Raw genomic sequence first — 26340 nt, forward strand, 5'->3', positions numbered from 1 at the left:
GAGCGGCAAGGACGGCGGATGGCGAGTATTAACACCGCTTGACGGGCCCGGCAACTACGCCGCTTGACGCGTATCCAAACTGAAAATTTGACAAAAAACTTCTCCTGCCCGTTGTATAGAGCGGGGGATTCCTTTTGACAAGCCCCCGCACAAGCGTACAATGCGCGCCCTTTTGACGACATCGCCCGCGATCCGGAGCACGAGGCTTCACCTGATTGTTGCCGATGATATTGAAATCACTTCACGGCAAACCATCAATCTTCGTATCCCATCCGGCGTTGCGGTCGTCACGGTTTGCCACAACCCATCGGAAACAACATGCAAACCTTTACCGACCTCAACCTCCCCGAAGCCCTGCTTAACGCCATCGCCGCCAGCGGCTACACCACCCCGACGCCCATCCAGGCACAAGCCATCCCGCTTGCCATCGCCAGGCGCGACCTGCAACTCTCGGCGCAAACCGGCAGCGGCAAAACCGCCGCCTTCGTCCTGCCCATCCTCACCCGCCTGATAACCAGCGAACAACGCGGCAAAAGACCGCGCGCCCTCATCCTCACCCCGACCCGCGAACTCGCCCTGCAAGTACAGGATCAAGTGCGCAAATACGGGCGTGAGCTGAAATGGCTCTTCTCCGTGCCGCTGGTCGGCGGCGCGCCCTATGGCGGACAAATCCGCGCCCTGAAAAAAGGCGTGCAAATCATCGTCGCCACCCCCGGCCGCCTGCTTGACCACCTGCGCGACGAGCGCATTGACACCTCGGCACTCGACATGCTCGTCCTTGACGAAGCCGACCGCATGCTCGACATGGGCTTCGCCGATGACCTGGGTGCCATCATCGATGCCCTGCCGGAAAACCGCCAAACCATCATGAGCTCCGCCACCTGGGACGGCGCCGTCGGCAAAATCGCCGCGCGCTACACCCGCGAACCGGAGCGCATCAGCATCAAAGTCGAAAGCGCGCACATCGAAGAAAAAGTGTACTTCTGCGACGACCAGGGCCACAAAAACCGCATCCTTGAACACCTCGTTGCCGATCCGGACATGGGGCAAACCATCATCTTCGCCGCCACCAAACGCAGCAGCGAAGAAATCGCCGACAGCCTGCGTGACAACGGCCACCGCGCCCGCTTCCTGCATGGCGACCTGCCGCAGGTCAAGCGCAACCGCATCGTTGAAGACCTGCGCAAAGGCAAATGCGACATCCTGGTCGCGACCGACGTCGCCGCGCGCGGCATCGACATCCCCGCCATCAGCCACGTCATCAACTACGACCTGCCGCGCCAGGTTGAAGACTACGTGCACCGCATCGGCCGCAGTGGCCGCGCCGGACGCAGCGGGGTAGCCATCAACCTGTGCAGTCTTGCCGACCGCAGCCAGCTTTCGGCCATCACCCGCTACCTCGAACGCAAAATCGACGAACACCGCATCGAAGGCATGGAGCCGAAAATCACCAGCAAACCTAAAACCAAACCGTCAAAAAAATTCCGTGGCAACCCGAGCAAAGGCTACGGCAAAAAATTTGACGACAAAAAAAGCTGGGGCGGCAAAAAAGGCGGCAAACCCTTTGCCCATAAAGGCGGAAAGCCCTTCGCCGCACGCAAAGACGGCGGCAAAAACTTCCGCAAACAGCACGCCTCGACCTAAGCTCACACCAAGCGACAGCGGCATCTCCGGATGCCGCTTTTTTATGCCCGCGCACCGAGCCCCTTGCTGAAAAAGCACAACAATCCACAGAAACGCCGCCATAGCCACAACAAATTCACACTGCTACACTGGCACCGACCCCGACAGCCAAGGAAAAGCCATGAAAAACGTCGCCTGCCGCGTCGCCTTTGCCGCCTTTCTGCACAACCTCGGTGAGCTCGCCGAGCGCGCCCGCATGGAAGCCACGGACGATGCCCCCCACACCCACCCACACGACGGCCACCGCATTAACCATCCCGAAGCCCCGCCTAACGACCACACCACTCTCGCTTGGGACACCCTCAAGCAGCACCTGCCCGACCTTGTGCGCGACGAACTTGCCCCTTTTGCCTTGCGCACGGCGACACAGCACCACCCGGACACCTTCCTGCAAGGGATCATCGCCACCGCTGACCGCGTCGCCGCCGGCTTTGCGGGTGACATCTTCGCCCAAGATGGCGCGTCGCACCACTACCGCCTACTGACCCTGTTCGAGCAAATCAACCTCGGCGACAACCCCAAAGACAAAACCCGCGACCAACTGCACTACCGTTACCCGCTGCGCCCGCTCAATCCGCACAGCATCTACCCCGAAAAACGCGAAAACGGCGAACCTGCCGACAACGCCGCCGCACAAGCCGAATACCGCGCGCTGTGGCAACAATTCCAGCACGGCCTGCAACACATCCCCGCAGTGCACCGCAGCAACTGGCCGCTCTGGCTCGACCACTTCGACACCCTGTGGCAAAGCTGCACCCATGCCATCCCTGCCGCGACCGCTTTTGGCAGCAAACCTGAAGTCTCCCTTTACGACCACAGCAAAAGCACCGCTGCCCTCGCCACTGCCCTGTGGCTGTGGCACGACGCCAACGGCCAAACCGATGACGCCGCCATCGCCCGCCTGCGCAGCCAAAGCGACTGGGACGAAGAAAAAATCCTGCTCATCCAGGGCGACTTCTTCGGCATCCAGTCCTTCATCTTCGCCGCTGGCCGAGAAACCAACAAAAAAGCCGCCAAACTCTTGCGCGGCCGCTCCTTCCAGGTCTCGCTCTTTGCCGAACTGGCGGCGCTGCGCGTGCTGGATACCTGCGAACTGCCGCCAACCGCGCAAATCCTGAACGCCGCCGGCAAATTCATGATCGTCGCCCCGAACACCCCGGCCATGCACGACGCCCTCGCGCGCGTCAAAGCCGACATTAACCAGTGGCTGCTCGAACACTGCTATGGCCGCGTCGCCCTCGGCATCGCCACCCACGCTGCCAGCTGCCGCGACTTCACCGCCAAAGACCGCTTCCGCCAGCTCATCGACGACACCTTCGCCGAACTCGAAAGCGCCAAACTGCAACGCTTCGCCCTCATGGGCAGCGCGCCGACTGCCCTGCCCGCCGCCTATCCCGCTGGCACTTGCCCTTACGATCGCCACCTGCCCGCGCGCGGCAGCAAAGACGCTCCAAAACCCGCCGCACTGAGCGCCGATCAAATCACCATCGGCGCAGAGCTGGCGCGTAAAGAACGCCTGCTCATCCTCACCCCGGCGGCAGCAGTACACGATGATGGAAACACCACCACACTCGAACTGCCCATCTTCGGCTACCACATCGCCTTCACTGCTGACGAAGACATCAGCGGCAAATTCGGCGACATCGCCCGACGCGGCCAACTCCTGCGCTGCTGGGATTACAGCCTGCCCCGCCTCACGGACGACAGCATCTGGCACGGCTACGCCCGCCGCGCCATCAACGCCTACGTCCCGCGCTTCAGCGAGAATGACGACAAAGAGAAATACCAGCCATTACCCGAAGAAGAACGAAACGACAGACCAACGGGACAAGTCAAAACCTTCAACCACCTCGCCTGCGAAGAACGCCATCCCGACGAAAATGGCCACTACTGCGGCAAAATCGCCCTCGCCACCCTCAAAGGCGACGTGGACAACCTCGGCAAAATCTTCGAACGCGGCCTGAGCACGCCGACCTTCGCCAAAATGGCCGCCCTCTCGCGGCAGATGAACCAGTTCTTCAGCCTGTGGCTGCCCGCTTACTGCGCCGCCAAATACCCGAACAGCTACACCGTCTTCGCCGGTGGCGACGATTTCTTCCTCATCGGCCCGTGGCAGCAAATCCAGCACCTCGCCGCCGACATGCGCGCCCATTTCCGCGAATACGTCGCGGCAAACCCCGACATCACCTTCAGCGCCGGCATCGCCATCAGCAAACCCGGCCTGCCGCTGCCGAAACTCTCCGCCTACGCCGAAGAAGCACTGGAAAAAGCCAAGGCGCACCAACTGCGGGATAAAACAGCGAAAAACGCCCTCAACCTCTACGGCGAAACCGTCTCCTGGGGCGACTGGTCGCAGCTCGAAAAAACCGCCGCCCGCATCAGCGAACTAGAGCGGCAATACCGCTTGAGCACCGCCTACCTCTACGACCTGCTGCACTACACCGAACTTGCCGTTGCCGAAGCGGCGGGCGACATCAACGCCAGCATCTGGCGTAGCCGCCTCTACTACCGCACACGGCGCTACGTTAACGAGCAAAAACACATCACCGCCAAAGACAACGCCTACCAGCAACTCAGCGGCGACCTTGCCGGCTACATCCAGGCACTGCACGGCACCATTCGCATCCCCCTCTACAACCATTTCTACCAACAACGGGAGCAATAACCCATGGACCTCAACACCATCAGCCTCAAACAACCGCTCAACCCCAAAATCTACTCGGACATCGCCGAACAGGCGGCGGACTACATCACCCCCAAAGCGACCTTTGACCCGCGCAAAGGCAAAGAAATCATCAAAAACCGCGACGCCAACAAATCCACCCAACTGCGCAAGTACTACGACGAACTGGCCATGTGGGACGACAAAATCCATCGTGCCGCCGACAGAAACGCCGAATACCAAAAATCCGCGCCCTACATCCACATGCTGAAAGCCAAAGCCGCCTACGCCAAAGGCCGCAGCCATGTTGATGACAACTTCATCGCCATCTTCAACCGCCTGCTCGATCAAATCGACAGCGCCGAAACCCTGCATCACGCCAAACTCTTCTACGAAGCCATGCTCGGCTTCCGCAAAGCCCAGGAAAGCAAATAAGGAGCCCCACCATGCAACTCAAACACATCCACCACATCACCGCCGACCTTGTCCTCGAAACCGGCCTGCACATCGGCGCGGGCGACAGCGAAATCCACATCGGCGGCATCGATAACGCCGTCATCAAACACCCCGTCAGCGGCGAACCCTACATCCCCGGCAGCAGCCTCAAAGGCAAAATCCGCAGCCTGCTCGAATGGAAAAGCGGCCGCGTCCGGGAAAACCCGCTCGGCAAAAAAGAATACGAAGACGCGAGCGGCGCACAACAAGAAGCCGTCAAACACATCCTGCAACTCTTCGGCATCAGCGGTGACACCGCCGATCCCGAATTCCAGAAAACCATCGGCCACACCCGCCTCGCCTTCTGGGACTGCCCGCTTGACACCGCCTACGCCCAGGCACAGCGTGACAACGACCGCCCCTACACCGAAGCCAAAAGCGAGAACCGCATCAACCGCATCAGCGGCACCGCCGAACACCCGCGCCAGACCGAACGCGTCCCCGCCGGCGCCCGCTTCACCTTCCGCCTCAGCCTGAAAACCTACGACGGCGACGACGACAGCCTGCGCCACACCCTGTTGCAAGGCCTCAAACTGCTCGAATGGGACAGCCTCGGCGGCTCAGGCTCGCGCGGCTACGGCAAAATCCGCTTCGAAAACCTGCAAATCGACGGCCAGCCCGTCGCCGACTATGCCGCCATCCAACCCTTCGGTACCTGACATGCAAGCCTACCGCCTCGCCATCCGCCCGCAGACTGCCTTCGGCACCCCGCTCGTCGGCGACACCTGGTTCGGCCATATCTGCTGGGGCATCGCCGAACAATACGGACACGACACCCTCGCCGCCTGCCTGTGCGACTACACCGCAGGCAGACCGTTCCTCATCATCAGCGACGCCTTTCCTGCCGGCTACCTGCCCCTGCCCACCCTGCCCTCGCGCTACTGGCAGGCTGGCGACGAACAAGACCGCAAAAAACTCAAAAAACGCCAGTGGCTGCCACAAGACGCCCTTGACCGCCCGCTGCACGAATGGCAACAGCACGCCAAAACCAGCGCCGACATCGCCCCCGATCTCCTCCGCGCCCACAGCCAGCCGCACAACAGCATCAACCGCGCGACCGGCACCACCGGCGAGGGCGGCGGCTTTGCCCCCTACAACAGCGAACAAACCTGGTACGCCACAGACAGCCGCTGGCAGGCCTACCTCCTGCTTGATGAAAACCGCCTCAACCACGCCCAACTGGAAACCGTGCTCAACAACATCGGCGCGAGTGGCTACGGACGCGACGCCAGCATCGGCCTCGGCAAATACCAAACAGACGCCCTGGAACCCGAACCCGCCGGCCTGTTCGCACGCAGCGGCAACGCCTGCCTGACCCTCGCCCCCTGCTGCCCGCAAGGTCTCGGCTACGACAGCGCGCACAGCTACTACCAAACCGTGACCCGCTTTGGCCGCCACGGCAACATTCAGGCGACCGCTGGCAACCCCTACAAAAGCCCCATCCTCATGGCGCAGACCGCCGCCGTCATCAGCGCCCGGCCTGGGCAACCCTACCTCGGCCAGGGCATCGGCGGCATCTCGGCCAGCCTGCCCGCCACCGTGCATCAAGGTTACGCCCCCATCATCGCCATCGAGTTCGACCCCACCCGCCTCACGCCAAGGAGAGCCCCATGAAGCCGCTTACCCGCCACACTCTGCACCTCACCCCCCTCTCCCCGCTGCACCTCGGCACAGGCGAAGACTACGAACCCACCAACTATCTCATTGATGGCGACGTCCTCTACACCTTCGATCCCGCCCGCGCCATCCTCAATCCCGACGAAGAGCGGGAACTGCACGCGGCCGCCCAAAGCGGCGACCTGCAACACATCCAGCGCTACTTCCGCAACAACCCCAAGCCCTACATCGCCGCCGCGACACACGCGAGCAGCGTCAGCAAAGGCATCGCCGCCGAATACCAAAAAAACTACGGCGAAATCGTCCAGCGCGAGAGCAAAGGCAAAAACGTCCATAACCGCTTCCAAATCGAACGCACCGCAACCAACCCGCACAACCACCAACCCTACATCCCCGGCAGCGCCCTCAAAGGCAGCCTGCGCACCGCCCTGCTGGAACAACTCAGCGCCGACTATCGCGGCAACAAACCCACCGCCAAACAGGCGACACATTACGAAAACGAACTGCTTGGCAGCTTTGCCACCGACCTGCTGCGCCTGCTCAAACCCGCCGACCTGGGCGCCACCGTCCCCATTGCCACCCACATCCAATACGCCACCAACCACAAAAAACGCATCGTCAAAGGCCGGGAACGCGGTAACGGCCCGACCGGCCGCCGCGAAACCATCCAGCACGGCCAATACCGCGCCTTCCACGGCGACATCACCCTGCAACACCTCGACCTCTCCCACAAACCGCACCTCAAAGACGCCGCCAAAAAACTGCCCGCTGCGCACAGCCTCGACCTCGCCGCCCTCGCCCGCGACGCGAACACCTACCACCTGCGCCGCTTCGCGCGGGAAGCCACCCTGCTCAGCGAACGCGGCCTCGTGGACCCCGCCTGGCTGAAAAGCACCCAACAACTCATCGACCAACTCAAACCCGCGCTGGACGCCGGCAGCCACATCCTGCTGCGCCTCGGCAAAAACGGCGGTGCCGAAAGTAAAACCATCAACGGCTACGCCCAAATCAAAATCATGGCGGGCAAAGGCCAAAAACCGACCTTCGAAGCACAAACCAAAACCGTATGGCTCGCCGCTGACGACGACAAAAGCACACGCGACCTGCTGCCCTTCGGCTGGGTGCTTATCGAAATTGACGCGGGCGACACCAACCCCGCCCTTAAAAACTGGTGCGACAACAACAGCGCACACCTCAAAGCCGCTGCCGACCTGCAACAACAACTCGCCGCCGTCCAGGCAGAACAACACGAACGCAGTGCTGCCGCCCAGGCCGCAAACGCAGCCCGCGCTGCCGCAGTCGCCGCACAAGCCGCCGCCGAACAGGCCGAGGCTGCCCGCCTTGCCGCCCTGCCGCCGTGGGAACAAAAACTGCACGCCTGGCAAGAAGAACTGCCGACCATCAAAAACAACGGCGCAGGCGATAGCGCCGCCATACAGTTCATCGACAAAATCCTCGCCGGCATACAAGACGTGCTGGAAAACCCCGCCGCTGACGCCGCCGCCCGCCGCAAACTGGCCGACGACATCGCCGCTCTGCCGCTGAAAAAACGCAGCCTCATCAGCGACAAGCGGCAAAAAGAAGTACTTAACCCGCTGCTGCGCCAACTGCGCGGTGAAGCATGAAAAACAAAGCCCCCCGCCAAAACGCCCATTTGCACAACAAAAACCCCTCGCCCGCTTGCGGGGAAACGGGATCCCCCAAGGGAGGAAGGCGGGATGAAAACCCCGCGCTTATCCCGCTTGACCATAAATATCTACCCATCTCAACCGTTGAAAAAACAGCCGAAAAAACAAAGAAAAACCCCTCGCCCGCTTGCGGGAGAGGGGTAGGGGTGAGGGCATTCGTCCGCAGGACGAACCCAGCAACCACGTCGCTTGGCGAACCCGGTAACCGCGCCGCTTGACGGGCCAGACGACCCCACCCATACCAACACCCCATGACCATCCTCAACCTTCCCGCCTCCCTCGCCATCGCCCGCTACCGCTACACCTTCACCCTCACCCGTGCCATGCGCGCCCCCGCCTACCCCGGCTCCGCCCTGCGCGGTGCCTTCGGACACGCCCTGCGCCGTGCCTGCGTGCCACGCGGCCATGCACCCTCCGCCCTGCTCCTGCAAAACAGCCCCTACACCCACATCTTCGAACCCGCGCCGCGCCCCGACATCGGCCTGGCCAACCCCGCCACCATCCCGCCGCCCTACATCATCGAACCAGAAGCATACGGCGAACGCTGCGAATACCCCGCCGGCAGCACCTACCGCTTCGGCCTCGTCCTCATCGGCGACGCCCGCCACCACCTGCCGCTGATCAGCTACGCCTGGCAACAAGCCTTCAAAAACCGCGACGGCATCGCGCACGGCCAGGGCGAACTCACCGACATCGCCATCGAGCGGGCAGACGGCTGGGAAAACATCTACGCTGATGGCCGCATCACCCCGCACGACAACCACCTCACCCTGCCGGAAAACCACCCGCACGACCTCACCCTGCACATCCTCACCCCGCTGCGCCTGCAAAAAAACGGCCTCGCCCTCGGCGTAGACCACCTCAGCGCCCAGACCCTGCTCAGTCAGGCCCTGCGCCGCCTCAGCCTCATCTGCCAAATCCACCTCGGCATCACCCCGCAGGCCGATTACGCCGCGCTCAAAGCCCACGCCGCTACCGTCCGCTCACGCCCCGCCCTGCACTGGTACGACTGGCAGCGCTACTCCAACCGCCAGCAACAAAGCATGCACCTCGGCGGTGCCATCGGCGACTGGCACCTCGGTGATCTTGCCCCCGAACACGCCCGCGCCCTGCACATCGGCCAGTGGCTGCACCTCGGCAAAAACACCACCTTCGGCCTCGGCCGCTACACCCTCACGGAGCACCCATGAAAAAACCGAAGCATGAACTCATCATCATCCTCACCCTATCCCTGCTCTTCATCCTCCTGCTCTTCCTGGCGCAGCGATACCCGAATACCTATCGCAACAACCTCGGCTTCCTCGAAATCGTCCTGAACTTCATCAACTTCTGCCTGCTGCCTTTCACCCTCTTCTTCACAAGCAAGAACTACTTCAACCAGCGCAACCAAAAGCGGCTCGACGCCGAAAACATCGACCTCACCCTGCGCTTGCGCAACGACACCACCACCCCCGCATACCACATCGCCATCCCGCGCTACCTGTGCAGCCGCCAGGAAATCAAAGGCATCCTCAGCGACCGCTGTTGCGGCTACTACAACATCCCCTACCTGAGCGAGCCGGCATTCCTCGATGCCATCGTCGCCGCACGCAGCGGCGATAGCAACCAGCTGACCATTTACATCGACACCCGCGACGAACTCGGCAAATTCACCCCCTTACCCCCAGCGACCAACAGCGGCAGCACCTGGTTCATCTCGCGCCACCAGGGCGCCATCGACTGGATCAAAAGCCAGAGCGAATGGCACATTGACCACTACCTCACCCACCTCGACGACCCTACCGTCATCCAAAATGGCGACACCGTCCTCGGCACCCTGCCCATCCACATTGCCGCCGCCGTCTGCGCCAGAGGCGCGCGCTACTACTTCCTGCAACTGCCGCAAGAAGCGGCGCAGCGTGGCAGCGAATACAGCGCCGCCGACATGGCGGCGATGAGCTGCAGCCTGCGCCGTTACCACATCGAAGCCCTCTAATACCAATCCCAGAAAATAATCTGACTGTGTTGGCTCGCCTCGCCGTACTATCTGTACTGTCTTCGGCTCGCCGCCTTGTCAGCTTGATTTCTGGAATTGGTATAACCCAACCAACCGGAGCACCCATGACCCGCAAACTCATCACCCTCCTCGGCAAAGCGCAAAAAGGCGGTGACTACCGCGAAGCCAACTACCTACTGGATGACCAAACCTATCGCACCTCCTACTTTGGCCTTGCCCTCGACCAACACCTGCAAAGTGATCACCTCATCATCCTCGGCACCAGCGGCAGCATGTGGGACAACCTCGCCCAGCAGCTCGGCATTGATGCCGACCTTGCCCTGCTCGAAGCCGCCGAACAGGATAGCGTCACCCCTGCCCTTCTCGCCCCGCTCGCGCAGGCGGCAAGCGACAAGCTCGGCAAACCCGTCACCTGCGACCTCATCCCCTATGGCCGCAGCGAGGCCGAACAAATCGCCACCATCAACCACATCCTCCACTACTACGCAAAAGGCGACCGCGCCATTCTTGATGTGACCCACGGCCTGCGCCACCTGCCGATGCTCATCCAGCAAATCGCCAACCTCCTGCCCACTTTGCGCTGCACCAGCATCGAAGGCATCCACTACGGCGCACTCGACCTCACCCGCGACGATGCCACGCCCGTTCTGCGCATGGACGGCCTGCAACACATCAGCGCCTGGCAAAACGCCCTCGCCGCCTACGATTACAGCGGCAACAGCGCCGCCCTTGTTCCCATCCTCAACACCATCGGCATCAGCGACGCCACCACCCGCCTGCTCGCCCAGGCCTCCTTCGCCGAACAAACTCACAACCTGCGCCAGTACCGCGAGAAAATCCGGCAATTCCTCGCCGCCCTGAAAAAAGAACCCCCGACCCCGCTGCTCGGCCTCATCCAGCCAACCCTGCACGAACGCCTCAAACTCGACCCCAAACAGCGCGACTGGGAACACCGCTTCCACCTCGCCACACAGGCGCTGCACAATGGCGACTACCTGCGCGCCGCCCTCTACGGCTACGAAGCCATCTTTGAACGCATCCTGGATGACAACCACCTCCAGCACAACGACGACTACGAAACACGCAAAAACGCCGTGCTGCGCTACATCCAAAGCCGCAAAGCCGACTGGCGCGACGCCAAAAGCGGCAGCCGGCACAGCCACACCCTCTACGACAAATACGAAAAACTGCGACAAATCCGCAACGCGCTCACGCATGGCGAAAGAGGCAATGAATACATCACCGCCACCCTGAATAACGAAGACAAACTCCGCCGCGAACTGGCCGACTGCCTCGACAAACTCAAAACCCTGACCCTCTGAGCCGCCGCCCCTTGCGATACCCGCCCGCCGCCGGAAAACCGCCCCGGCGGGATTGCAGGCGCGAAGCGCGCAAATACGGCAAAAACACAGAAAACATGACATGGCATTTGCAGAAGAACCGCCCTAGAATGACGGAAAACTGATCTCTAACAATCGGCAGACCCTGAAACAAAGGGATTAAGACACGTTCGTCATGTTCTCTCCTGTTTTCGCGTCAGAATAAAAAACGTCCCTGAACCAAAGGGATTAAGACCAATTCTCACAGTGTATATTTTCACAATTGTATCCGAATAAAAAACGTCCCTGAACCAAAGGGATTAAGACTTGCGCAAGCCACACAAACACCTGCACAAACACCTGCCCTATATCAGAATAAAAAACGTCCCTGAACCAAAGGGATTAGACGTTATGCCCAGCGTCGTTTTCCTGCCGTTGTGCTGTTGTGCCATGCCAAATGCCGCCAAGCGGCGTCATTACTGGGTTCGTTAAACGGCGCAAATACTGTCCCCGCCAAGCGGCGTCATTACTGGGTTCGTCAAGCGGCGTAAATGCTGGGCTAGCCAAGCGGCGCAAATACTGTCCCCGCCAAGCGGCGTAAATGCTGGGCTAGCCAAGCGGCGCAAATACTGTCCCCGCCAAGCGGCGTAAATGCTGGGCTAGCCAAGCGGCGCAAATACTGTCCCCGCCAAGCGGCGTAAATGCTGGGCTAGCCAAGCGGCGCAAATACTGTCCCCGCCAAGCGGCGTAAATGCTGGGCTAGCCAAGCGGCGCAAATACTGTCCCCGCCAAGCGGCGTAAATGCTGGGTTAGCCAAGCGGCGCAAATACTGTCCCCGCCAAGCGGCGTAAATGCTGGGCTAGCCAAGCGGCGCAAATACTGTCCCCGCCAAGCGGCGTAAATGCTGGGCTCGCCAAGCGGTGTGGTTACTGGATTTTGTCGCTGCGTGATTATTTTTCTGCTGCCCCCACCCCAACCCCTCCGCCGGGTACCCACAAAAACGCTCGCGTTTTGTGGGGCGCGGCCACAGGTGGAGGGGCTTTTTTTGTGCGAGCTTCAAGGATGGATGCCCGTCAAGCGGCGCAAATACTGCCCCGTCAAGCGACGTCGTTACCGGGTCCGCCGGGGCATGGCATTCCGCCTGCCATATCGGTATCGTCGCCTTCCCGTCGTCCACCGGATATAGCCATGCCCCCTTCCCTCCGCCTGCGTCTCGCCCTCGCCCTCACCGTCGCCATCATCCTTGTCGCCATCGGTGCCGGGGTGGCCGCCTTCTACACCATCCTGGATGAAACGCACGACGAGCAGGACAGCCTCCTCAGCCAGACCGCCGCCCTGATCGATCCTTACAACCCGCTGCCGCTCTACGACGGCGACGACAGCAACCACATCGATATCCAGCCCGTCTCGCCCTTTGGCCGCTACGGCCATTTCTTCCGCCAGAATCCCGCCGACGGCTTCCACGACATCGGCCGGCGCGGCGAGCGCTACCGCGCCTATATCCACACCTATCCGGACGGCTACCGCCTCGCCTTCATCCAGGACAGCACCTACCGTGATCAGGCCGCCTATGCTGGTGCGCGGCACGTCATCACGCCGCTGCTCCTGCTCGTGCCGCTGCTTATCGTGGTCAGCCTCATCACCGTGCACCGCGCCTTGCGCCCGGTGCGCCGCCTTTCGCACCAGCTCGCCGCGCGTGACGAACGCGACCTCTCGCCGCTGGCCGACGCGCATATCCCCAGCGAAATCAGCGGCTTCATCCATGCCATCAACCACCTGCTGACGCGAATCGACGCCGCCCTCAAACGCGAACAACGCTTCATCGCCGACGCCGCGCACGAACTGCGCACGCCGATGACCGCGCTGACCCTGCAAGCGGAACGCCTCGCCGCGCAGATGGATAACGACGCCGCCCGGCGCGAACTCGAACCGCTGCGCAACGGCATCCGCCGCAGCAGCGCCCTGCTCGAACAACTGCTCACCCTCGCACGCAGCCAGCATCGGGACGACTCCCCGGCCAGTTGCCATGTGCAAGCGGTGTACCGGCAAGTGGTGGAAACCCTGCTGCCACTGGCGGAAGCGGCAGATTGCGACCTCGGCATCAGCGACAGCACGGACGCCGAACTGCCACTACCGGCGACCGAGCTCTACACCCTCATCAAAAACCTCGCCGATAACGCCATCCGCCACGGCGGACAGCGCATAGACCTCGGTATCGCGGTAAACGGGCGCACCACCACCCTCAGCGTCGAAGACAACGGCGACGGCATCCCTGTCGCCGAACGCGAACGCGTCCTTGACCCCTTCTACCGCCGCCTGGAAAACAGCAGCGACGGCACGGGACTGGGCCTCGCCATCGTGAAAAGCCTCTGCGACAAACACGGCGCTCAGCTCAGCCTGCACGACGCCCACCACAGCAAGAACGGCCTGCGCGTGGAAATCCGGTTCACAGCGCGCTAAACCTCGCCGCAACCTCACGCGCCAAGAAGCCCGTATCCATCCCGCTTGCCGCGAGAGCAGCATTTACGTCGCTTGACGGGTCCAGTATTTATGCTGCTTGATGACGAGCCCAGTGTTTACGCCGCTTGACGGGTCCAGTGTTTACGCCGCTTGACGGGTCCAGTGTTTACGCCGCTTGACGGGTCCAGTGTTTACGCCGCTTGACGGGCCGATATTTGCACTACCCAGCGGTGTCAATACCGGGTTTTGTCATGTCCGCAGGACGCAGCCATAAAAAAACCCTCCCGCTGGGGGAGGATTTGGCGACCGCAATGCGCGGCGGAGATTCTACAAGGGAGCAACGCCACCGCTGATGCCCCAGCTCTGCGTGCGCCCTTTTTGTTCGGTGTAGTTGTAGTCGCTGACGCGACCTGTGGCGAGCGAGATTTCCACTTCCAGCATTTGCGATTCCTGGCGCGCGGTCACAGCGTTGTCACCAAGCAGCCCGCCGGCAGCAGCACCAACGCCGGTAGCAATCGCCTGACCGCTGCCGCCACCGATCTGGTGTCCGAGCACGCCACCGAGGATGGCACCGCCAATGCCCGCCGCCCCTTTCTTGATGCTGTCATCGTTGCGGTAGGCATAGACCAGTTTTTTGACGCCCAGTTTCTGGTTGATTTGTACGGAAACCGGTTCGCCGAACATGGCGCGGATTTGTGCTTCGGTAGTGACGTTGCGCTGGATGGCATTAACATTGCCGTAGTTCAGGCGGTCTCCGTGGCTGATACCGCAGCCGCTAAGTGCAAGAGCGAGGATGGCGGCAAGGAAGGTGTATTTGTTATTCATAGTCAATTCTCTATGGTTGGGGAAGTCATCGTTATCCTACGCCTTTTGCTGCGCTGGCAGCATACCGCTTATTCACCCGCCGCACCGACCGTAATTTCCACGCGACGATCGGGTTGCAAGCAGGCAATCAGCGCCTCTTTGCCCATGCTGTCGCGATAGTTACCGGGCGGGTGTGCGCTACCCAGGCCGGCGCTGCAAATGCGGTTCGCCGCGATACCGCCACGGGCAAGGTAATCACGCACGACTTCAGCGCGAGACGCGAGAGTTCAGGTGTAATGGACAAAAAAGGTGTTAAAAATCGCTGTAGCCCTTAGAACGTGTTCATAGTCTCTGCTGTAAACTATCGGTATGAACAGAAAAGCCTACCCAAGCGATATCAGTCGCACACAATTTGCCCCCCTTCTGCCTCTTTTGGAAAGTGCCCGTAAACGCACAGCACCGCGCAAAGTGGATTTGTACGATAGACCTCTTGCGAAAGTATCCTGAAGATTTACAATTCCCAAATGAAATACGAAAACCTCATCCAAAGAAGCAATAGCGAATTCAAACGGCTCACAGGTGTAACGCCCGTCCTTTTTCACGAGATGCTGCAAGTTACCACAGAAGCAGAAAGCCGGAAGATCAAGTCAGGCAGGCCGCATACGCTCAGCTTGGCAGACCAACTGCTGCTTACCCTAAGCTATCTGCGTCATTACCATACCCAACTCGAATTGGCCGCCATCTACGGCCTTTCCGAAAGTAATGTCTGCCGTACCATCCGTAAAACCGAGGACGCCCTCATCCGTTGCAAACGCTTTTCCCTGCCAAAACACAAGAATCCGGGCGATCAAACGGTCATCATTGACGTGACCGAAAGCCCAATTGAACGTCCCAAAAAAACAGCGGCAGTATTACAGCGGCAAGAAAAAGCGGCACACGGTTAAAATCCAGGTCATATACGGCAGAGAAACTGAAAAAATCATCAGCATCCGGACGGGGATGGGTGCTCAGCATGACATGCGTTTAGCCAAGAGGCACCTTACAGAGCTTTATCCCTACAAAATAGTCATTGCGGATAAGGGTTACCAAGGATTAGCTAAAACCGGATTGCAGACCCCAAAAAAGAAATCCAAACATCATCCGCTGAACAAACAGGATAAAGAGGCGAACAGGCTGTTAGGCAAACTCAGAACCGTCGTCGAGCACATCAACAGGAAACTGAAGATATTCAAAATATTGTCGCTGCCTTACCGCAACAGGCGGAAACGGTTCGGGTTAAGGGCAAATCTGATTGCAGGACTGGTTAATGCGATGGGATGAATATTTTCGCAAGAGGTCTAATGAAGCAACCACTTTCCTGATTATTGATGCGCAGAGTGTGAAGAACACGGATACCGCCATGGAAAAAAGCTACGATGCCAACAAGAAAGTGAGCGGTATCAAGCGGCATATAGCGGTTGACACGCAGGGTTTGCCGCATACCCTTGCGGTAACGACGGCGGATGTTACGGATAGGAAAGGCTGCCTGCTAACCTTGGAACGTGAGCGGGATAATCTTTGGCGCGGTACAAAAAGTCCTTGCTGACGGTGGTTACACAGGTAAGGCATTTGCTTCGTCGGTACAGGGGTTGATGGGTGCGGAGGTAGAGATTGCCAAACGAAACGAATTGCACCGTTTTACGGTATTGCCGCAGCGATGGGTAGTAGAGCGCAGTTTTTCCTAGTTGGAAAAGAACAGGCGGCTTTGAAAAAACTGTGAGCGTAAGTTGAGTACCAGTCTGCAAATGGTAGTTTTGGCTTTCTTGGGAGTCCTGCTACGAAAACTATGAACACGTTCTAAGAATAATGGTGCCCAGAAGAGGACTCGAACCTCCAAGGGATTGCTCCCACTAGGACCTGAACCTAGCGCGTCTACCAATTCCGCCATCTGGGCATTCAGTAACTTTAATTTCTGGAGCCGGAGACAGGAGTTGAACCCGCGACATCCTCATTACAAGTGAGGCGCTCTACCAACTGAGCTACTCCGGCTGCTATAGTGTGCAGTAATGTGATGTGCACTTTATAATATTCTTTCACTACAAAGCAAGTTTTTTGTTCCAGCGCCATTATACGTAAAAACTCGGGTGGTGTTCTAGGGGCTGTTGACATTATCGCAAGGCGATAACGGTAGCAGCCAGATAAATATTGGCGGAAAAGGATGTATCCGTCTTTTCCGCCCGCATGGCAACTTCCTCGAACTTTTTCAATTTACAGAAGAAATTTTCAACCAGATGCCGCCACTTATACATCTCCTTGTCATACTCGCGCGCTGCCTTACGGTTACTGCGCGGCGGGATAACCACTTTACTGCCGCGCTCTGTCAAATCCTTAACCAGCCAATCCGCATCAAACGCCTTATCCGCCAGCAATGCCCCACATTCCCTGTCCCTAATCAAAGGTTCAACCCCGCAAATGTCATGACGTTGCCCGGGTAGTAGGCGGAATCCCACCAGATTTCCCAAGGCATCCACCAAAGCCAGTATTTTGGTCGTCATACCGCCTTTGGATTTACCTATGGCCTGATTCAGGGTCCCCCTTTTGCCCCCTGACCGTGGAGGTGGACTTTGACAATGCTGCCATCAATCATGGCATATAGTTAAATAGCAAAAAAACAGTAACCATCAAAATTATGACCTATCCAGCCCATATCCGTAAAAAAATCCTTGCAGAACTCGAAGATAGCACCTATCGCGAAGTGGCAGCCAGACACCGCATCAGCCCCAACACCCTTGCTACCTGGAAGAAACAGCCACAACCCAAAGGCAGCCGCCGTTCTACGCCTCGCCTTCTTACAGAAGAAGTCATCCGGCAAGACGTGGCCGAGCACCCTGATGACTATCAATGGGAAAGGGCTGCACGTCTGGGCTGCTCGCAAAACGGCATCTGCAAGGCGCTCAAACGCTATCGCTTCACCGTTAAAAAAAAGACTTCCGCCACCGCAAGGCAGACGAAGAAAAACGCCGTGAATTCCTCGAAGTAAAAAGTGTCTACGAAGAACGCCTGCATCCCTTTGTTTATATCGATGAAAGCGGCTTCAGAAAAGACATCTCCCGTCCTTACGGTTATGCACCACGCGGGCAAAAATGCGCAGGGGTATCCGGATGGAGCAAGGCACAAACCAACGTTATAGGCGCCCTGTGTGGCACTGTGCCATTTGCTTTCACTGCCTTTGATTGCAGCATAGACAGCGATGTTTTTCATACATGGGCGACAGAAATACTGCTACCGGAGCTGCCCGCCTGCAGTGTGATCGTGATGGACAACGCCTCCTTCCACAAGCGGCAGGACACGCTGGATGCATTGCAGGCTGAGGGACATACGGTGCTGTGGCTTCCGCCCTATAGCCCGGATTTCAACCCGATAGAGAAGACATGGGCATGGATCAAACGGTTGAGGAAACAATGGCGGTTGGCTGATGTGAATGCCCTGCTGTTTTGGTTCTTTACTCTCGTTACTCTTTATTAGCAATTCGACTATATTCCATATCCGCCTCACCGCTGATTTCCTCAAAGATTCTGGTAAAGCGCCCTGCTTTGCCCCAGCGGCGATAACGCTGAAATACGCTGTTCCATTTGCCAAATTCCTTGGGTAAATCCCGCCACGGGCTGCCGGTGCGGGTTATCCACAACACGGCTTCTATAAACATGCGGTTATCGGCGGTTGGTCCGCGATCGTTAGCCTTGCCTGTACACAGGGGATCAATTCTTGCCCATTGGGCATCGGTCAGTATTAATCTTTCTTTCATAATCATATGATATGGCTTGGATATTACTTGTCAACAGACCCTAAAAAGTATGCTCGGCAAATCTGTCAATAGTGCAGGCAGATAAATATGAAGGAGAATTTCCTTTGTTTTCACTGTTGGGAGAATCTGTCAAATCTGCTCGAATTCTAAGCAGCAAACATTTCAGGTCACCACCGGATTTTTTTTCGGATATGAGCTGGATAGGTCATGATTTTGATGGTTACTGTTTTTTTGCTATTTAACTATAGTTTATAGCAGAGGTGGAGATTATGAACACGTTCTAAGAACGTGTTTATAATCTCTGCAGCCATGGGAAAAGGCTGCCTGATGGCATTGGAACGTGAGCGGAATAATCTTGGTGCGGTACAAAAATTCCTTGCCAACGGTGGCTACACAGGCGGAGCATTTGCGTTGTCGGTGCAGGAATTGACTGGTGCGGAGGTAGGAATTGCCAAACGCAACGAATTGCACCAGTTTAAGGTATTGCCGAAGCGGTGGATGGTAGGGCGCAGTTTTTCCTGGCTGGAAAAGAACAGACAGCTTTGGAAAAACTGCGAGCGTAAGCTGAGTACCAGTCTGCAAATGGTGGTTTTGGCTTTCTTGGGAGTCCTGCTACGAAGACTATGAACATGTTCTAAGCAAGCCTGATGCAAAAAAATGGACGCCTTGCGGCGTCCGTGAGTGGGGTGATGTTGGCCAGATTCAGGGTCGGTAATGCTCAACTTTTGCCGTGTCCGTCTCCGGCGGTGCTTTGTTTTCGCAGACGTCTTTACAGCCGCAGGCGCGCTTAACGCCGACGGCGCCCAGTCCGCCGCAACTGCCTTTGATGGGCTGGCGGCCAAAAATGACGCCGATGGCCATGCCCGCACCGACGAGCATGAGGATGATGAAGGCGACGATAAAGGTGCTCATGGTTGTTCCTCCTGTATGGCTTGGGTGAAGGCTTTGCTTCTCTGAAGAATATAGGGTGTTCCGTTACCGGCAAGGATGAGTTCAGCTGCGAGGTTGTGTGCATCAGCAAAGGCTAGCGCTTTTTTGTCGCCGAGCAGCATCAGGGTGGTGGCGTAGGCGTCTGCCGTCATACAATCGCCCGCGAGGACGGTCGCGGACAGGAGTCGCGAGCTATGCGATTTGCCGTCTTTCGGATCAATGATGTGGTAGGCCATTTCACCGCCTTTTTCGGTGTAGTTGCGGTAGTTGCCGGAGGTCGCCATGGCAGGCAGGTGGTCGTTCATCGCGATGATATTGGTCACGGCCGCGCCACTGACTAACCCGACTTCCGGCCGCTCTATACCGACGCGCCACGGTGCGCCGTATTTGTCACCCTTGCTGCGAATTTCACCGCCGATTTCAACGAGGTAATTGGGGTATCCCGCTGCATTGATGGTTTCGGCAACGACGTCCACACCGTAGCCTTTGGCAATGGATGAGAGATCTATGAAGGTTTCCGGGTCGCTTTTGCTGAGTCCCTCTGCGCTGAGTTGCAGTTTGTGGTAGCCGACGTGTTGTAGGGCAGCAGCAATTTCCGCGTCGCTAGGCTTATCTTGCCGCTTTTCGGGGCCAAATCCCCATAGGTTGACCAGTGGCCCGACGGTAATGTCATACACGCCTTCGCTCTCTTTGCTGATTTCCAGCGCTTTGGCGAGGACGCGACGCAGGCCGTCGCTCACAGCTTGCGGGCTGGTATCGCGGCTGTGGTTGATGCGCATCAGTTCGGAAGTGTCGCGGTAGGTAGACATGCTGTCATTCACCGCTTCGAGCTCGCTATCAATACGCTGTTTGAGGGTATTTTTGGTGGCATCGTCAAGCTCGGCCGCGATGCTCACGTTCCAAAAGGTGCCCATAGTCTCGCCTGAAAGGCGACTCACGTTTTGTGCGCGGCTTTCGCCACAGGCCATAAGGAAAAACGCTGTTGCCAGTAGCAACAGCGCTTGTTTTGTTGTGCTCATGCGATGCACTTCAGCCTCCGAAGTTATCGAGGAGGATGTTTTCGTCTTCCACGCCGAGGTTATGCAGCATGTCAATGACGGATTTGGTCATCATCGGCGGGCCGCACATGTAGTACTCGCAGTCTTCCGGCGCAGGGTGGTTTTTCAGGTGGTTTTCATATACGACGTTGTGAATGAAGCCGGTATAGCCTGTCCAGTTGTCTTCCGGCAAGGCATCGGAAAGCGCAACATGCCAAGTGAAGTTCGGGAACTCTTTGGCGAGGGCATCGAAGTCTTCCTGGTAGAAGATTTCCCGCTTGGAGCGCGCGCCGTACCAGAAGGTGATTTTCCGTTTGCTATGCAGGCGCTTGAGCTGGTCGAAGATGTGCGAACGCATCGGCGCCATACCCGCACCACCGCCAATGAAGACCATTTCCGCATCGGTGTCTTTGGCGAAAAATTCGCCGAAGGGACCGGAAATAGTGACTTTATCGCCGGGTTTGAGGTTGAAGATGTAGCTGGACATGATGCCTGGCTTGGCTTCGGGGATTTTCGGCGGTGGGGTGGCGATACGGACGTTGAGCATGATGATACCTTTCTCGTCCGGGTAGTTGGCCATTGAGTAGGCGCGCATGGTCGGATGAGCGTTATGCGCTTCGAGTTTGAACAGGCCGTATTTTTCCCAGTCATCACGGTATTCCGGGGCGATGTCAAAATCGCTGTATTTGATGTCGTAGGCTGGACACTCGATCTGGATGTAACCACCTGCACGGAAAGGCACAACTTCACCTTCCGGGATCTTGAGTTTGAGTTCTTTGATGAAGGTCGCTTTGTTGTCGTTGGAGATGACGGTGCATTCCCATTTTTTGACGCCAAAGACGGATTCGTCCACTTCGACTTTCATGTTGCTCTTTACCGCAACCTGGCAGGACAGGCGTTCGCCCTCACGTGCTTCGCGCTTGCTGATGTGGTTAAGCTCGACAGGCAGGATTTCGCCACCGCCTTCGTGCACTTTGACGACGCATTGACCGCAGCTGCCACCGCCGCCACAAGCGGATGAGACGTAGATTTTGTTATCCGCCAGAACGTTGAGCAGTTTACCGCCCATTGGTACGTCCAGTTCGCGTTCACCGTTAACGAGTATTTTGACGTTACCTTGCGGCACGAGGTATTTGCGCGCCAGTAGGATGATGGCGGACAGGATGATGATGAGGCCGGTGAAGATGAGTACGCCGTAGAATATTTCCATGTTTGTCCCCCTTATAGTTGTACGCCAGAGAAGGACATAAAGCCTAGTGCCATCAGGCCAGCTATGATAAAGGTGATACCCAGTCCTTCCAGCCCTTTGGGTACGTCGGCGTAGCGCATTTTTTCGCGGATACCCGCCATTGCGATAATCGCTAGCGCCCAGCCGCTGCCACTGCCAACGCCGTAAACGACAGATTCACCGAAGTTGTAGCTGCGCTCAACCATGAAGAGTGAGCCGGCAAGAATGGCGCAGTTCACAGTGATGAGCGGCAAAAAGATACCCAGCGCCGAATACAGTGCAGGAGCATACTTGTCAAGGAACATTTCCAGAATTTGCACCGCTGAGGCGATAACGCCAATGTAGGCAATTAATCCGAGGAAGCTGATATCCACTTCTATACCCAACATTTGCCAGAAGATAGCGTTTTCTTTCAGCAGATAGGTATAGAGCAGATTGTTCAACGGGACGGTTAGGGTTTGCACGACGATAACGGCGACGCCCAATCCGGCAGCAGTGGTGATTTTTTTGGAAACGGCGAGAAAGGTACACATGCCCAAGAAGAAGGACAGCGCCATGTTCTCAATGAAGATGGATTTTATAAACAGGTTCAAATAGTGTTCCATAACCGCTCTCCTCAGTGCCCTATGCCGCCGATAAGTATCGGTTTGGCGGCTTTGGCTTCGCTGTAATCACGCGCTTCGTTTTGTTCGGGCTTCCAAGTGCGTAGCGCCCAAATGAGCAGGCCAATAATAAAGAAGGCGCTAGGCGGTAATACCATCAGTCCGTTCGGGGCATACCAACCATCCGTGCCAGAAGGCAGGATAGTGATATCAAACCAAGTACCTTTGCCGAAGATTTCACGGATAGTGCCAACCGTGAGCAGCATGGCGCTGTATCCCAGACCGTTACCGAGACCGTCTAGGAAACTCGGCATAGGCGGATTGGACATAGCGTAGGCTTCCAGTCGCCCCATGACGATACAGTTGGTCAGGATGAGGCTGACATATACTGAAAGCTGTTTGGACAGTTCGAAGGCAAAGGCTTTCAGTAGCTGGTCAACTACGATAACTGCCGAAGCCGCAACCGCCATCTGCACGATGATGCGGATGCTGCTTGGGATGTTGTTGCGGATCATGCTGATGAACAGGTTGGAAAATGCCGTCACAAAGGTCAGGCCAATGCTCATCAGGAAGGCAGTTTTCATGCTGCCAGTAACCGCCAGCGCTGAACAGATGCCAAGGACTTGCAAACCGATCGGGTTATTGACAAAGATCGGTGATAGCAGGATTTCTTTGTAATTGTAAGATTTGTCGCTCATGATTTATTGTTCCGTTTTTTGCCTGATTGCGGCTTGTGAAGCGTCACGCAGATTGGCGAGGGTAATTTCGCCATTCCTGATATGGTCAACCAGCGGTTTGTAGCCTTGTTCGCCCAGCCAGAAGTTCATCATGTGTTCGACACCATTACTGGTCAGGGTGGCACCAGCAATGGCATCAACCTGGTTCTTTGCTTCGTGGCTACGGACTTTTACCAAATCAATATGTGGGTTGCCGTTGTCGTCGTAAGGGACAATATCCGCCCACTTTTCCTGCCATTCAGGCTCGGTGATACGCGCGCCCAGCCCCGGGGTTTCTGCATGCTGGTAGAAAGTAATGCCCGTCAGCGTCGGCTGTTGGTCTTTAAATGACAAGGCGGTAAAACCGTACATGGTGGACCACAGTCCATAGCCTTGGATCGGCAGAACCAGGCGGGAAATTTGATCCCCATCAGCAACGACATAAGCTAGCCCTTCTTTGGCAATACGCTTAATGCCTGCCGGATCATCAATAAGGGCATGTCCCTCGTTATCGCTTTGCGCCGCGTTATACATGTTGTAGGTCAGCGGGTTTTTGTCCCGTGCTGGTTCACCTGTTCTCAGGTCAATGACCAACGGAATGATTTGTGCAAATTTCTCGTTGATTTGTTCCGTTGAAAGACGTTCTTCCGCACCAGCCAAGCCAGCAGCACGCAATATATTGATCTTTTTCTCGTTTTCCGCGTTCTGTTTTTGGAAGCCGCGTAGCGACACAGCAGCGGTAGAGACGAACAGCGAACAAAACAAGCAAACAATGGTGGCAAATTTGAGGATGCCCAAAGCAGATTGTTTTTTCTCAGACATGGGTTCTCTCCTGACGACGCTTGGTATTCACCCGCATCACGCAATAATCAATGACGTGAGCAAACATATTGGAGAACAGGATGGCTAGCATGATCCCTTCCGGGAAGGCAGGATTAACCACGCGGATAAGGATAGTCATTACACCAATCAGCGCGCCAAAGATATAACGTCCGGTATTGGTAACCGATGCCGTAACTGGATCCGTTGCCATGAAAAAGGTACCAAAGGCAAAGCCACCGAGGACGAAGTGCCACCAAAATGGCATGGCAAACATATGGTTGGTTTCGCTACCGATGATGTTGAACATCAGTGATGTGACAGTCGCACCAGCGAAGACACCAACGACGATACGCCATGAGGCAACGCCAGCAAAGAGGACGATCGCGCCACCAATAAGGATAGCGAGAGTCGAGACTTCCCCGATTGAGCCCGGCATATTGCCAATGAAAGCATCCCACCAGCTCAACTGGCTGCGTACTGCATCCATGCCACCTTCTGCTGCTCGGCTAAGAGCGGTAGCACCGGAATAACCGTCTACGGCAACCCAAACACGGTCGCCGGATATTTGTGCCGGATAGGCGAAATAAAGGAAGGCACGGGCTGCGAGCGCGGGGTTAACAAAGTTGCGCCCGGTGCCACCAAAGACTTCTTTACCCAGCACTACGCCAAAAGATATACCGATAGCGACTTGCCAAAGCGGGATAGTCGGCGGCAGAGTGAGGGAAAAGAGGATGGATGTGACGAAAAAGCCTTCACTGACTTCATGCTTGCGCACGATACAGAAGAGGACTTCCCACGCAATCCCGACGGCAAAGGTAACGATGTAGATCGGCAGGTGCAGCTTCGCTCCGAACCATAGGTTCGCCAACAGACCAGGGTCAGCAATACCTTGCGCGTGTGCCGCCTGTGCACCAACAAAATACCAGCCAGCAAGCATCGCCGGAAATACGGCGAACCAAACGAGGATCATCACCCGCTTCAGATCTATCACATCGCGTACATGCGACGGACGAGCCGTGACAAAGCGGGGAGAATATACAAAGGTCGCTGTCGCTTCGTAGAGCGGAAAGAGTTTTTCAAACTTCCCGCCTTTTTCAAACAACGGTGCAATTTTTTCAAAGAAATGTTGTTTCGCCATAATCAGCCTTCCTGCTCTATCAGAGTGAGATTCTCACGCAGAATCGCGCCAAAATCGTGTTTGCCGGGGCAGACAAAAGACATGAGAGCTAAATCTTCTTCGTCCAGTTCTAGTGCGCCCAAATTGATTGCGGTATCGGTATCTTTCACAATCAGTGCTTTCACAAGCAGGGTCGGCAAGATATCAAGCGGCATGACTTCTTCGTACACACCGATAGGTACAATAGGACGGGGAGAACCACGCAGGGAGGTGTTGAACTGCATTGGACTTTTCAGGAATTTACCGATGTAGGCATTAGTGCGTGAGAACCAGCCAAAGCCAGGTCTCAAGAAGCCGAGAAAATAGGATTCGCGCCCTTCTGGCAAAACGGTAACTTGCTGATCGTAAGCGCCGAGGTAGGCAGTATCGTCATGGACTTGGCGCCCAGATAGAGCCGATCCGGATATGACACGCTGTTCGCCGTCGTGCAGGTTATCTGCAAGTAAGTCCATCATTGCCGTACCACGTATGGCACGAGCAATATACGGTTTCTTCACTCCAGGACCGGCGACCGCGACTAATCGTTGCATATCAAGAATGCCACTACGGAAGAATTTACCAATGGCAAGCAGATCTTGTACGCCAAGATGCCACACGGTTTTGCCAGCACCAACCGGATCAATAAAATGAATATGGGTACCAACCAACCCGGCAGGATGCGGGCCGGCAAAATCATGAATTTCCAAACGGTTGAGATAGTGCGTTGGCACTGAAGTTTCGCGACGGCGGCAAAAGTGCACTTGTCCGCCGGAAAGTGCCTGCATGATAGCGAGACCTGTCAGCAAATCGGCATCACGCCTCTGCATGGCAAGCGCGGGATCAACCGCCAACGGATTGCTATCCATCGCGTTGACAAAAATGGAATGTGGCACACTGTCAATTGCTGGAATTTTGCTGAATGGTCGGGTACGGAAGGATGCCCATAAGCCGCAAGCGGCCAGGTGCTTGACGATTTCTTCACGGGAAAGTTTTTTGGCCGCATCGTCACCAAAGGCTTCAAAGACCACGGCTTCGCCTTCTCCGGGGCGGATAACGACGGACAACAAACGACGTTTTTCACCACGCGCAATTTTTTCGACCATACCGGAAACAGGCGCACAAATTAGCACCCCCGGGTTTTTCTTGTCTTCAAAAAGGGGCTGTCCCAAAACAACTTTATCGCCTTCGGCGACCAGCATTGTTGGCTTTAGACCTTGGTAGTCTTCACCAATAATAGCTACGTTATGTGTGGGGACGATGTCGTGAATATTGGTGCTACTGATGACACCAGGGGTGGGAAGGTCTAAACCTTTCTTAATAGATATCATGCTAACAATACCT

21 protein-coding genes, 2 tRNA genes and 7 pseudogenes are annotated in these 26340 nt (G+C 57.0%); 16 read left to right on the forward strand and 14 right to left on the reverse strand.

Annotated features, from left to right (window positions below):
• Positions 1 to 318: 318 nt before the first annotated feature.
• The 10 genes and pseudogenes from DY250_RS11590 to DY250_RS11640 all read left to right on the forward strand — a co-directional run.
• Positions 319 to 1446: pseudogene (locus tag DY250_RS11590) on the forward strand (DEAD/DEAH box helicase); the annotation flags it as partial.
• A 358-nt stretch (positions 1447 to 1804) separates the two neighbouring features.
• Positions 1805 to 4348 carry a type III-A CRISPR-associated protein Cas10/Csm1 gene (gene cas10, locus DY250_RS11595; RefSeq protein WP_115612426.1) on the forward strand — a complete coding sequence of 848 codons (2544 nt, stop codon included), beginning with the start codon at positions 1805 to 1807 and terminating at the stop codon, positions 4346 to 4348.
• Positions 4349 to 4351: 3 nt separating this feature from the next.
• Positions 4352 to 4780: a type III-A CRISPR-associated protein Csm2 gene (gene csm2 / locus DY250_RS11600; RefSeq protein ID WP_115612427.1), complete on the forward strand. Its 429-nt coding sequence runs from the start codon at positions 4352 to 4354 to the stop codon at positions 4778 to 4780.
• Positions 4781 to 4791: 11 nt separating this feature from the next.
• Entirely contained in the window at positions 4792 to 5499 is a 708-nt protein-coding gene (gene csm3, locus DY250_RS11605) for a type III-A CRISPR-associated RAMP protein Csm3 (protein ID WP_115612428.1), read from the forward strand.
• A 1-nt stretch (position 5500) separates the two neighbouring features.
• Positions 5501 to 6454, forward strand: coding sequence for a type III-A CRISPR-associated RAMP protein Csm4 (gene csm4, locus DY250_RS11610; RefSeq protein ID WP_115612429.1), 954 nt, complete (start codon positions 5501 to 5503; stop codon positions 6452 to 6454).
• A complete protein-coding gene (locus DY250_RS11615) occupies positions 6451 to 8082 on the forward strand; it encodes an RAMP superfamily CRISPR-associated protein (protein WP_115612430.1) in 1632 nt (543 codons plus the stop codon). The genes csm4 and DY250_RS11615 overlap by 4 nt, the downstream gene beginning before the upstream one ends.
• A gap of 314 nt (positions 8083 to 8396) precedes the next feature.
• Entirely contained in the window at positions 8397 to 9335 is a 939-nt protein-coding gene (gene cas6, locus DY250_RS11620; RefSeq protein ID WP_115612431.1) for a CRISPR system precrRNA processing endoribonuclease RAMP protein Cas6, read from the forward strand.
• A complete protein-coding gene (gene csx16 / locus DY250_RS14645) occupies positions 9332 to 10120 on the forward strand; it encodes a CRISPR-associated protein Csx16 (protein WP_245951121.1) in 789 nt (262 codons plus the stop codon). The genes cas6 and csx16 overlap by 4 nt, the downstream gene beginning before the upstream one ends.
• Before the next feature lie 125 nt (positions 10121 to 10245).
• Positions 10246 to 11463, forward strand: coding sequence for a TIGR02221 family CRISPR-associated protein (csx2, locus tag DY250_RS11630; protein ID WP_115612432.1), 1218 nt, complete (start codon positions 10246 to 10248; stop codon positions 11461 to 11463).
• 1185 nt (positions 11464 to 12648) lie between these two features.
• Positions 12649 to 13920, forward strand: a complete 1272-nt coding sequence (locus DY250_RS11640) for an ATP-binding protein (RefSeq protein ID WP_245951122.1) — start codon at positions 12649 to 12651, stop codon at positions 13918 to 13920.
• A gap of 327 nt (positions 13921 to 14247) precedes the next feature.
• Here the strand turns inward: DY250_RS11640 and DY250_RS11645 are convergent, their stop codons facing one another.
• Together DY250_RS11645 and DY250_RS14090 are read right to left on the reverse strand one after the other, a co-directional pair.
• A complete protein-coding gene (locus DY250_RS11645) occupies positions 14248 to 14745 on the reverse strand; it encodes a glycine zipper 2TM domain-containing protein (protein ID WP_115612434.1) in 498 nt (165 codons plus the stop codon).
• A 68-nt stretch (positions 14746 to 14813) separates the two neighbouring features.
• Positions 14814 to 14987, reverse strand: coding sequence for a hypothetical protein (locus DY250_RS14090; protein ID WP_172542357.1), 174 nt, complete (start codon positions 14985 to 14987; stop codon positions 14814 to 14816).
• Positions 14988 to 15093: 106 nt separating this feature from the next.
• On the opposite strand from DY250_RS14090, the pseudogene DY250_RS11650 reads away from it, so the two are divergent.
• The 3 genes and pseudogenes from DY250_RS11650 to DY250_RS14650 all read left to right on the forward strand — a co-directional run.
• Positions 15094 to 15207: pseudogene (locus DY250_RS11650) on the forward strand (IS5/IS1182 family transposase); the annotation flags it as partial.
• Between the two features lie 41 nt (positions 15208 to 15248).
• Positions 15249 to 16044 (forward strand): IS5 family transposase gene (locus tag DY250_RS11655; RefSeq protein WP_115611511.1). Its coding sequence is split into 2 segments (ribosomal slippage): positions 15249 to 15614 and positions 15616 to 16044, totalling 795 coding nucleotides; the frame shifts between segments, so codons are not numbered across the junction.
• Between the two features lie 28 nt (positions 16045 to 16072).
• Positions 16073 to 16553: pseudogene (locus DY250_RS14650) on the forward strand (IS5 family transposase); the annotation flags it as partial.
• A 17-nt stretch (positions 16554 to 16570) separates the two neighbouring features.
• Here the strand turns inward: DY250_RS14650 and DY250_RS11665 are convergent.
• From DY250_RS11665 to DY250_RS11675, 3 genes and pseudogenes are all read right to left on the reverse strand, one after another.
• A tRNA-Leu gene (locus tag DY250_RS11665) sits at positions 16571 to 16657 on the reverse strand.
• 19 nt (positions 16658 to 16676) lie between these two features.
• A tRNA-Thr gene (locus DY250_RS11670) sits at positions 16677 to 16752 on the reverse strand.
• A gap of 119 nt (positions 16753 to 16871) precedes the next feature.
• Positions 16872 to 17356: pseudogene (locus tag DY250_RS11675) on the reverse strand (IS5 family transposase); the annotation flags it as partial.
• Positions 17357 to 17392: 36 nt separating this feature from the next.
• Here DY250_RS11675 and DY250_RS11680 point away from each other — a divergent pair.
• Together DY250_RS11680 and DY250_RS11685 are read left to right on the forward strand one after the other, a co-directional pair.
• Positions 17393 to 17743 carry an IS630 transposase-related protein gene (locus DY250_RS11680; RefSeq protein WP_172542185.1) on the forward strand — a complete coding sequence of 117 codons (351 nt, stop codon included), beginning with the start codon at positions 17393 to 17395 and terminating at the stop codon, positions 17741 to 17743.
• Between the two features lie 8 nt (positions 17744 to 17751).
• Positions 17752 to 18228 (forward strand): annotated as a pseudogene (locus DY250_RS11685) (IS630 family transposase); the annotation flags it as partial.
• Between the two features lies 1 nt (position 18229).
• On the opposite strand, the pseudogene DY250_RS11690 reads toward DY250_RS11685, so the two are convergent.
• A pseudogene (locus DY250_RS11690) lies at positions 18230 to 18508 on the reverse strand (transposase); the annotation flags it as partial.
• A gap of 315 nt (positions 18509 to 18823) precedes the next feature.
• Between DY250_RS11690 and DY250_RS11695 the strand changes: the two are divergent.
• Positions 18824 to 19135: pseudogene (locus DY250_RS11695) on the forward strand (transposase); the annotation flags it as partial.
• Positions 19136 to 19210: 75 nt separating this feature from the next.
• On the opposite strand, the gene nqrM reads toward DY250_RS11695, so the two are convergent.
• From nqrM to DY250_RS11735, 8 genes are read right to left on the reverse strand one after another with little or no spacing between them, the layout of a single operon-like run.
• On the reverse strand, positions 19211 to 19420 hold the full coding sequence (gene nqrM / locus DY250_RS11700) for a (Na+)-NQR maturation NqrM (RefSeq protein WP_115612437.1): 210 nt from the start codon (positions 19418 to 19420) through the stop codon (positions 19211 to 19213).
• Entirely contained in the window at positions 19417 to 20457 is a 1041-nt protein-coding gene (locus DY250_RS11705; RefSeq protein ID WP_115612438.1) for an FAD:protein FMN transferase, read from the reverse strand. The genes nqrM and DY250_RS11705 overlap by 4 nt, the downstream gene beginning before the upstream one ends.
• Positions 20458 to 20467: 10 nt before the next feature.
• Complete coding sequence (gene nqrF / locus DY250_RS11710; RefSeq protein ID WP_115612439.1) at positions 20468 to 21685, reverse strand: NADH:ubiquinone reductase (Na(+)-transporting) subunit F; 1218 nt, start codon at positions 21683 to 21685, stop codon at positions 20468 to 20470.
• A gap of 11 nt (positions 21686 to 21696) precedes the next feature.
• Positions 21697 to 22308 (reverse strand): NADH:ubiquinone reductase (Na(+)-transporting) subunit E, encoded by a 612-nt coding sequence (gene nqrE / locus DY250_RS11715; protein WP_115612440.1) that lies wholly within the window; start codon positions 22306 to 22308, stop codon positions 21697 to 21699.
• A gap of 11 nt (positions 22309 to 22319) precedes the next feature.
• A complete protein-coding gene (locus DY250_RS11720) occupies positions 22320 to 23003 on the reverse strand; it encodes an NADH:ubiquinone reductase (Na(+)-transporting) subunit D (protein WP_115612441.1) in 684 nt (227 codons plus the stop codon).
• 3 nt (positions 23004 to 23006) lie between these two features.
• Entirely contained in the window at positions 23007 to 23843 is an 837-nt protein-coding gene (locus DY250_RS11725) for a Na(+)-translocating NADH-quinone reductase subunit C (protein WP_115612442.1), read from the reverse strand.
• A complete protein-coding gene (locus DY250_RS11730; protein ID WP_115612443.1) occupies positions 23836 to 24981 on the reverse strand; it encodes an NADH:ubiquinone reductase (Na(+)-transporting) subunit B in 1146 nt (381 codons plus the stop codon). The genes DY250_RS11725 and DY250_RS11730 overlap by 8 nt, the downstream gene beginning before the upstream one ends.
• 2 nt (positions 24982 to 24983) lie before the next feature.
• On the reverse strand, positions 24984 to 26327 hold the full coding sequence (locus tag DY250_RS11735) for a Na(+)-translocating NADH-quinone reductase subunit A (protein WP_115612444.1): 1344 nt from the start codon (positions 26325 to 26327) through the stop codon (positions 24984 to 24986).
• Positions 26328 to 26340: the final 13 nt, after the last annotated feature.

Origin of the sequence: Cardiobacterium valvarum (assembly GCF_900460955.1) — a bacterium.
GTDB lineage: Bacteria > Pseudomonadota > Gammaproteobacteria > Cardiobacteriales > Cardiobacteriaceae > Cardiobacterium > Cardiobacterium valvarum.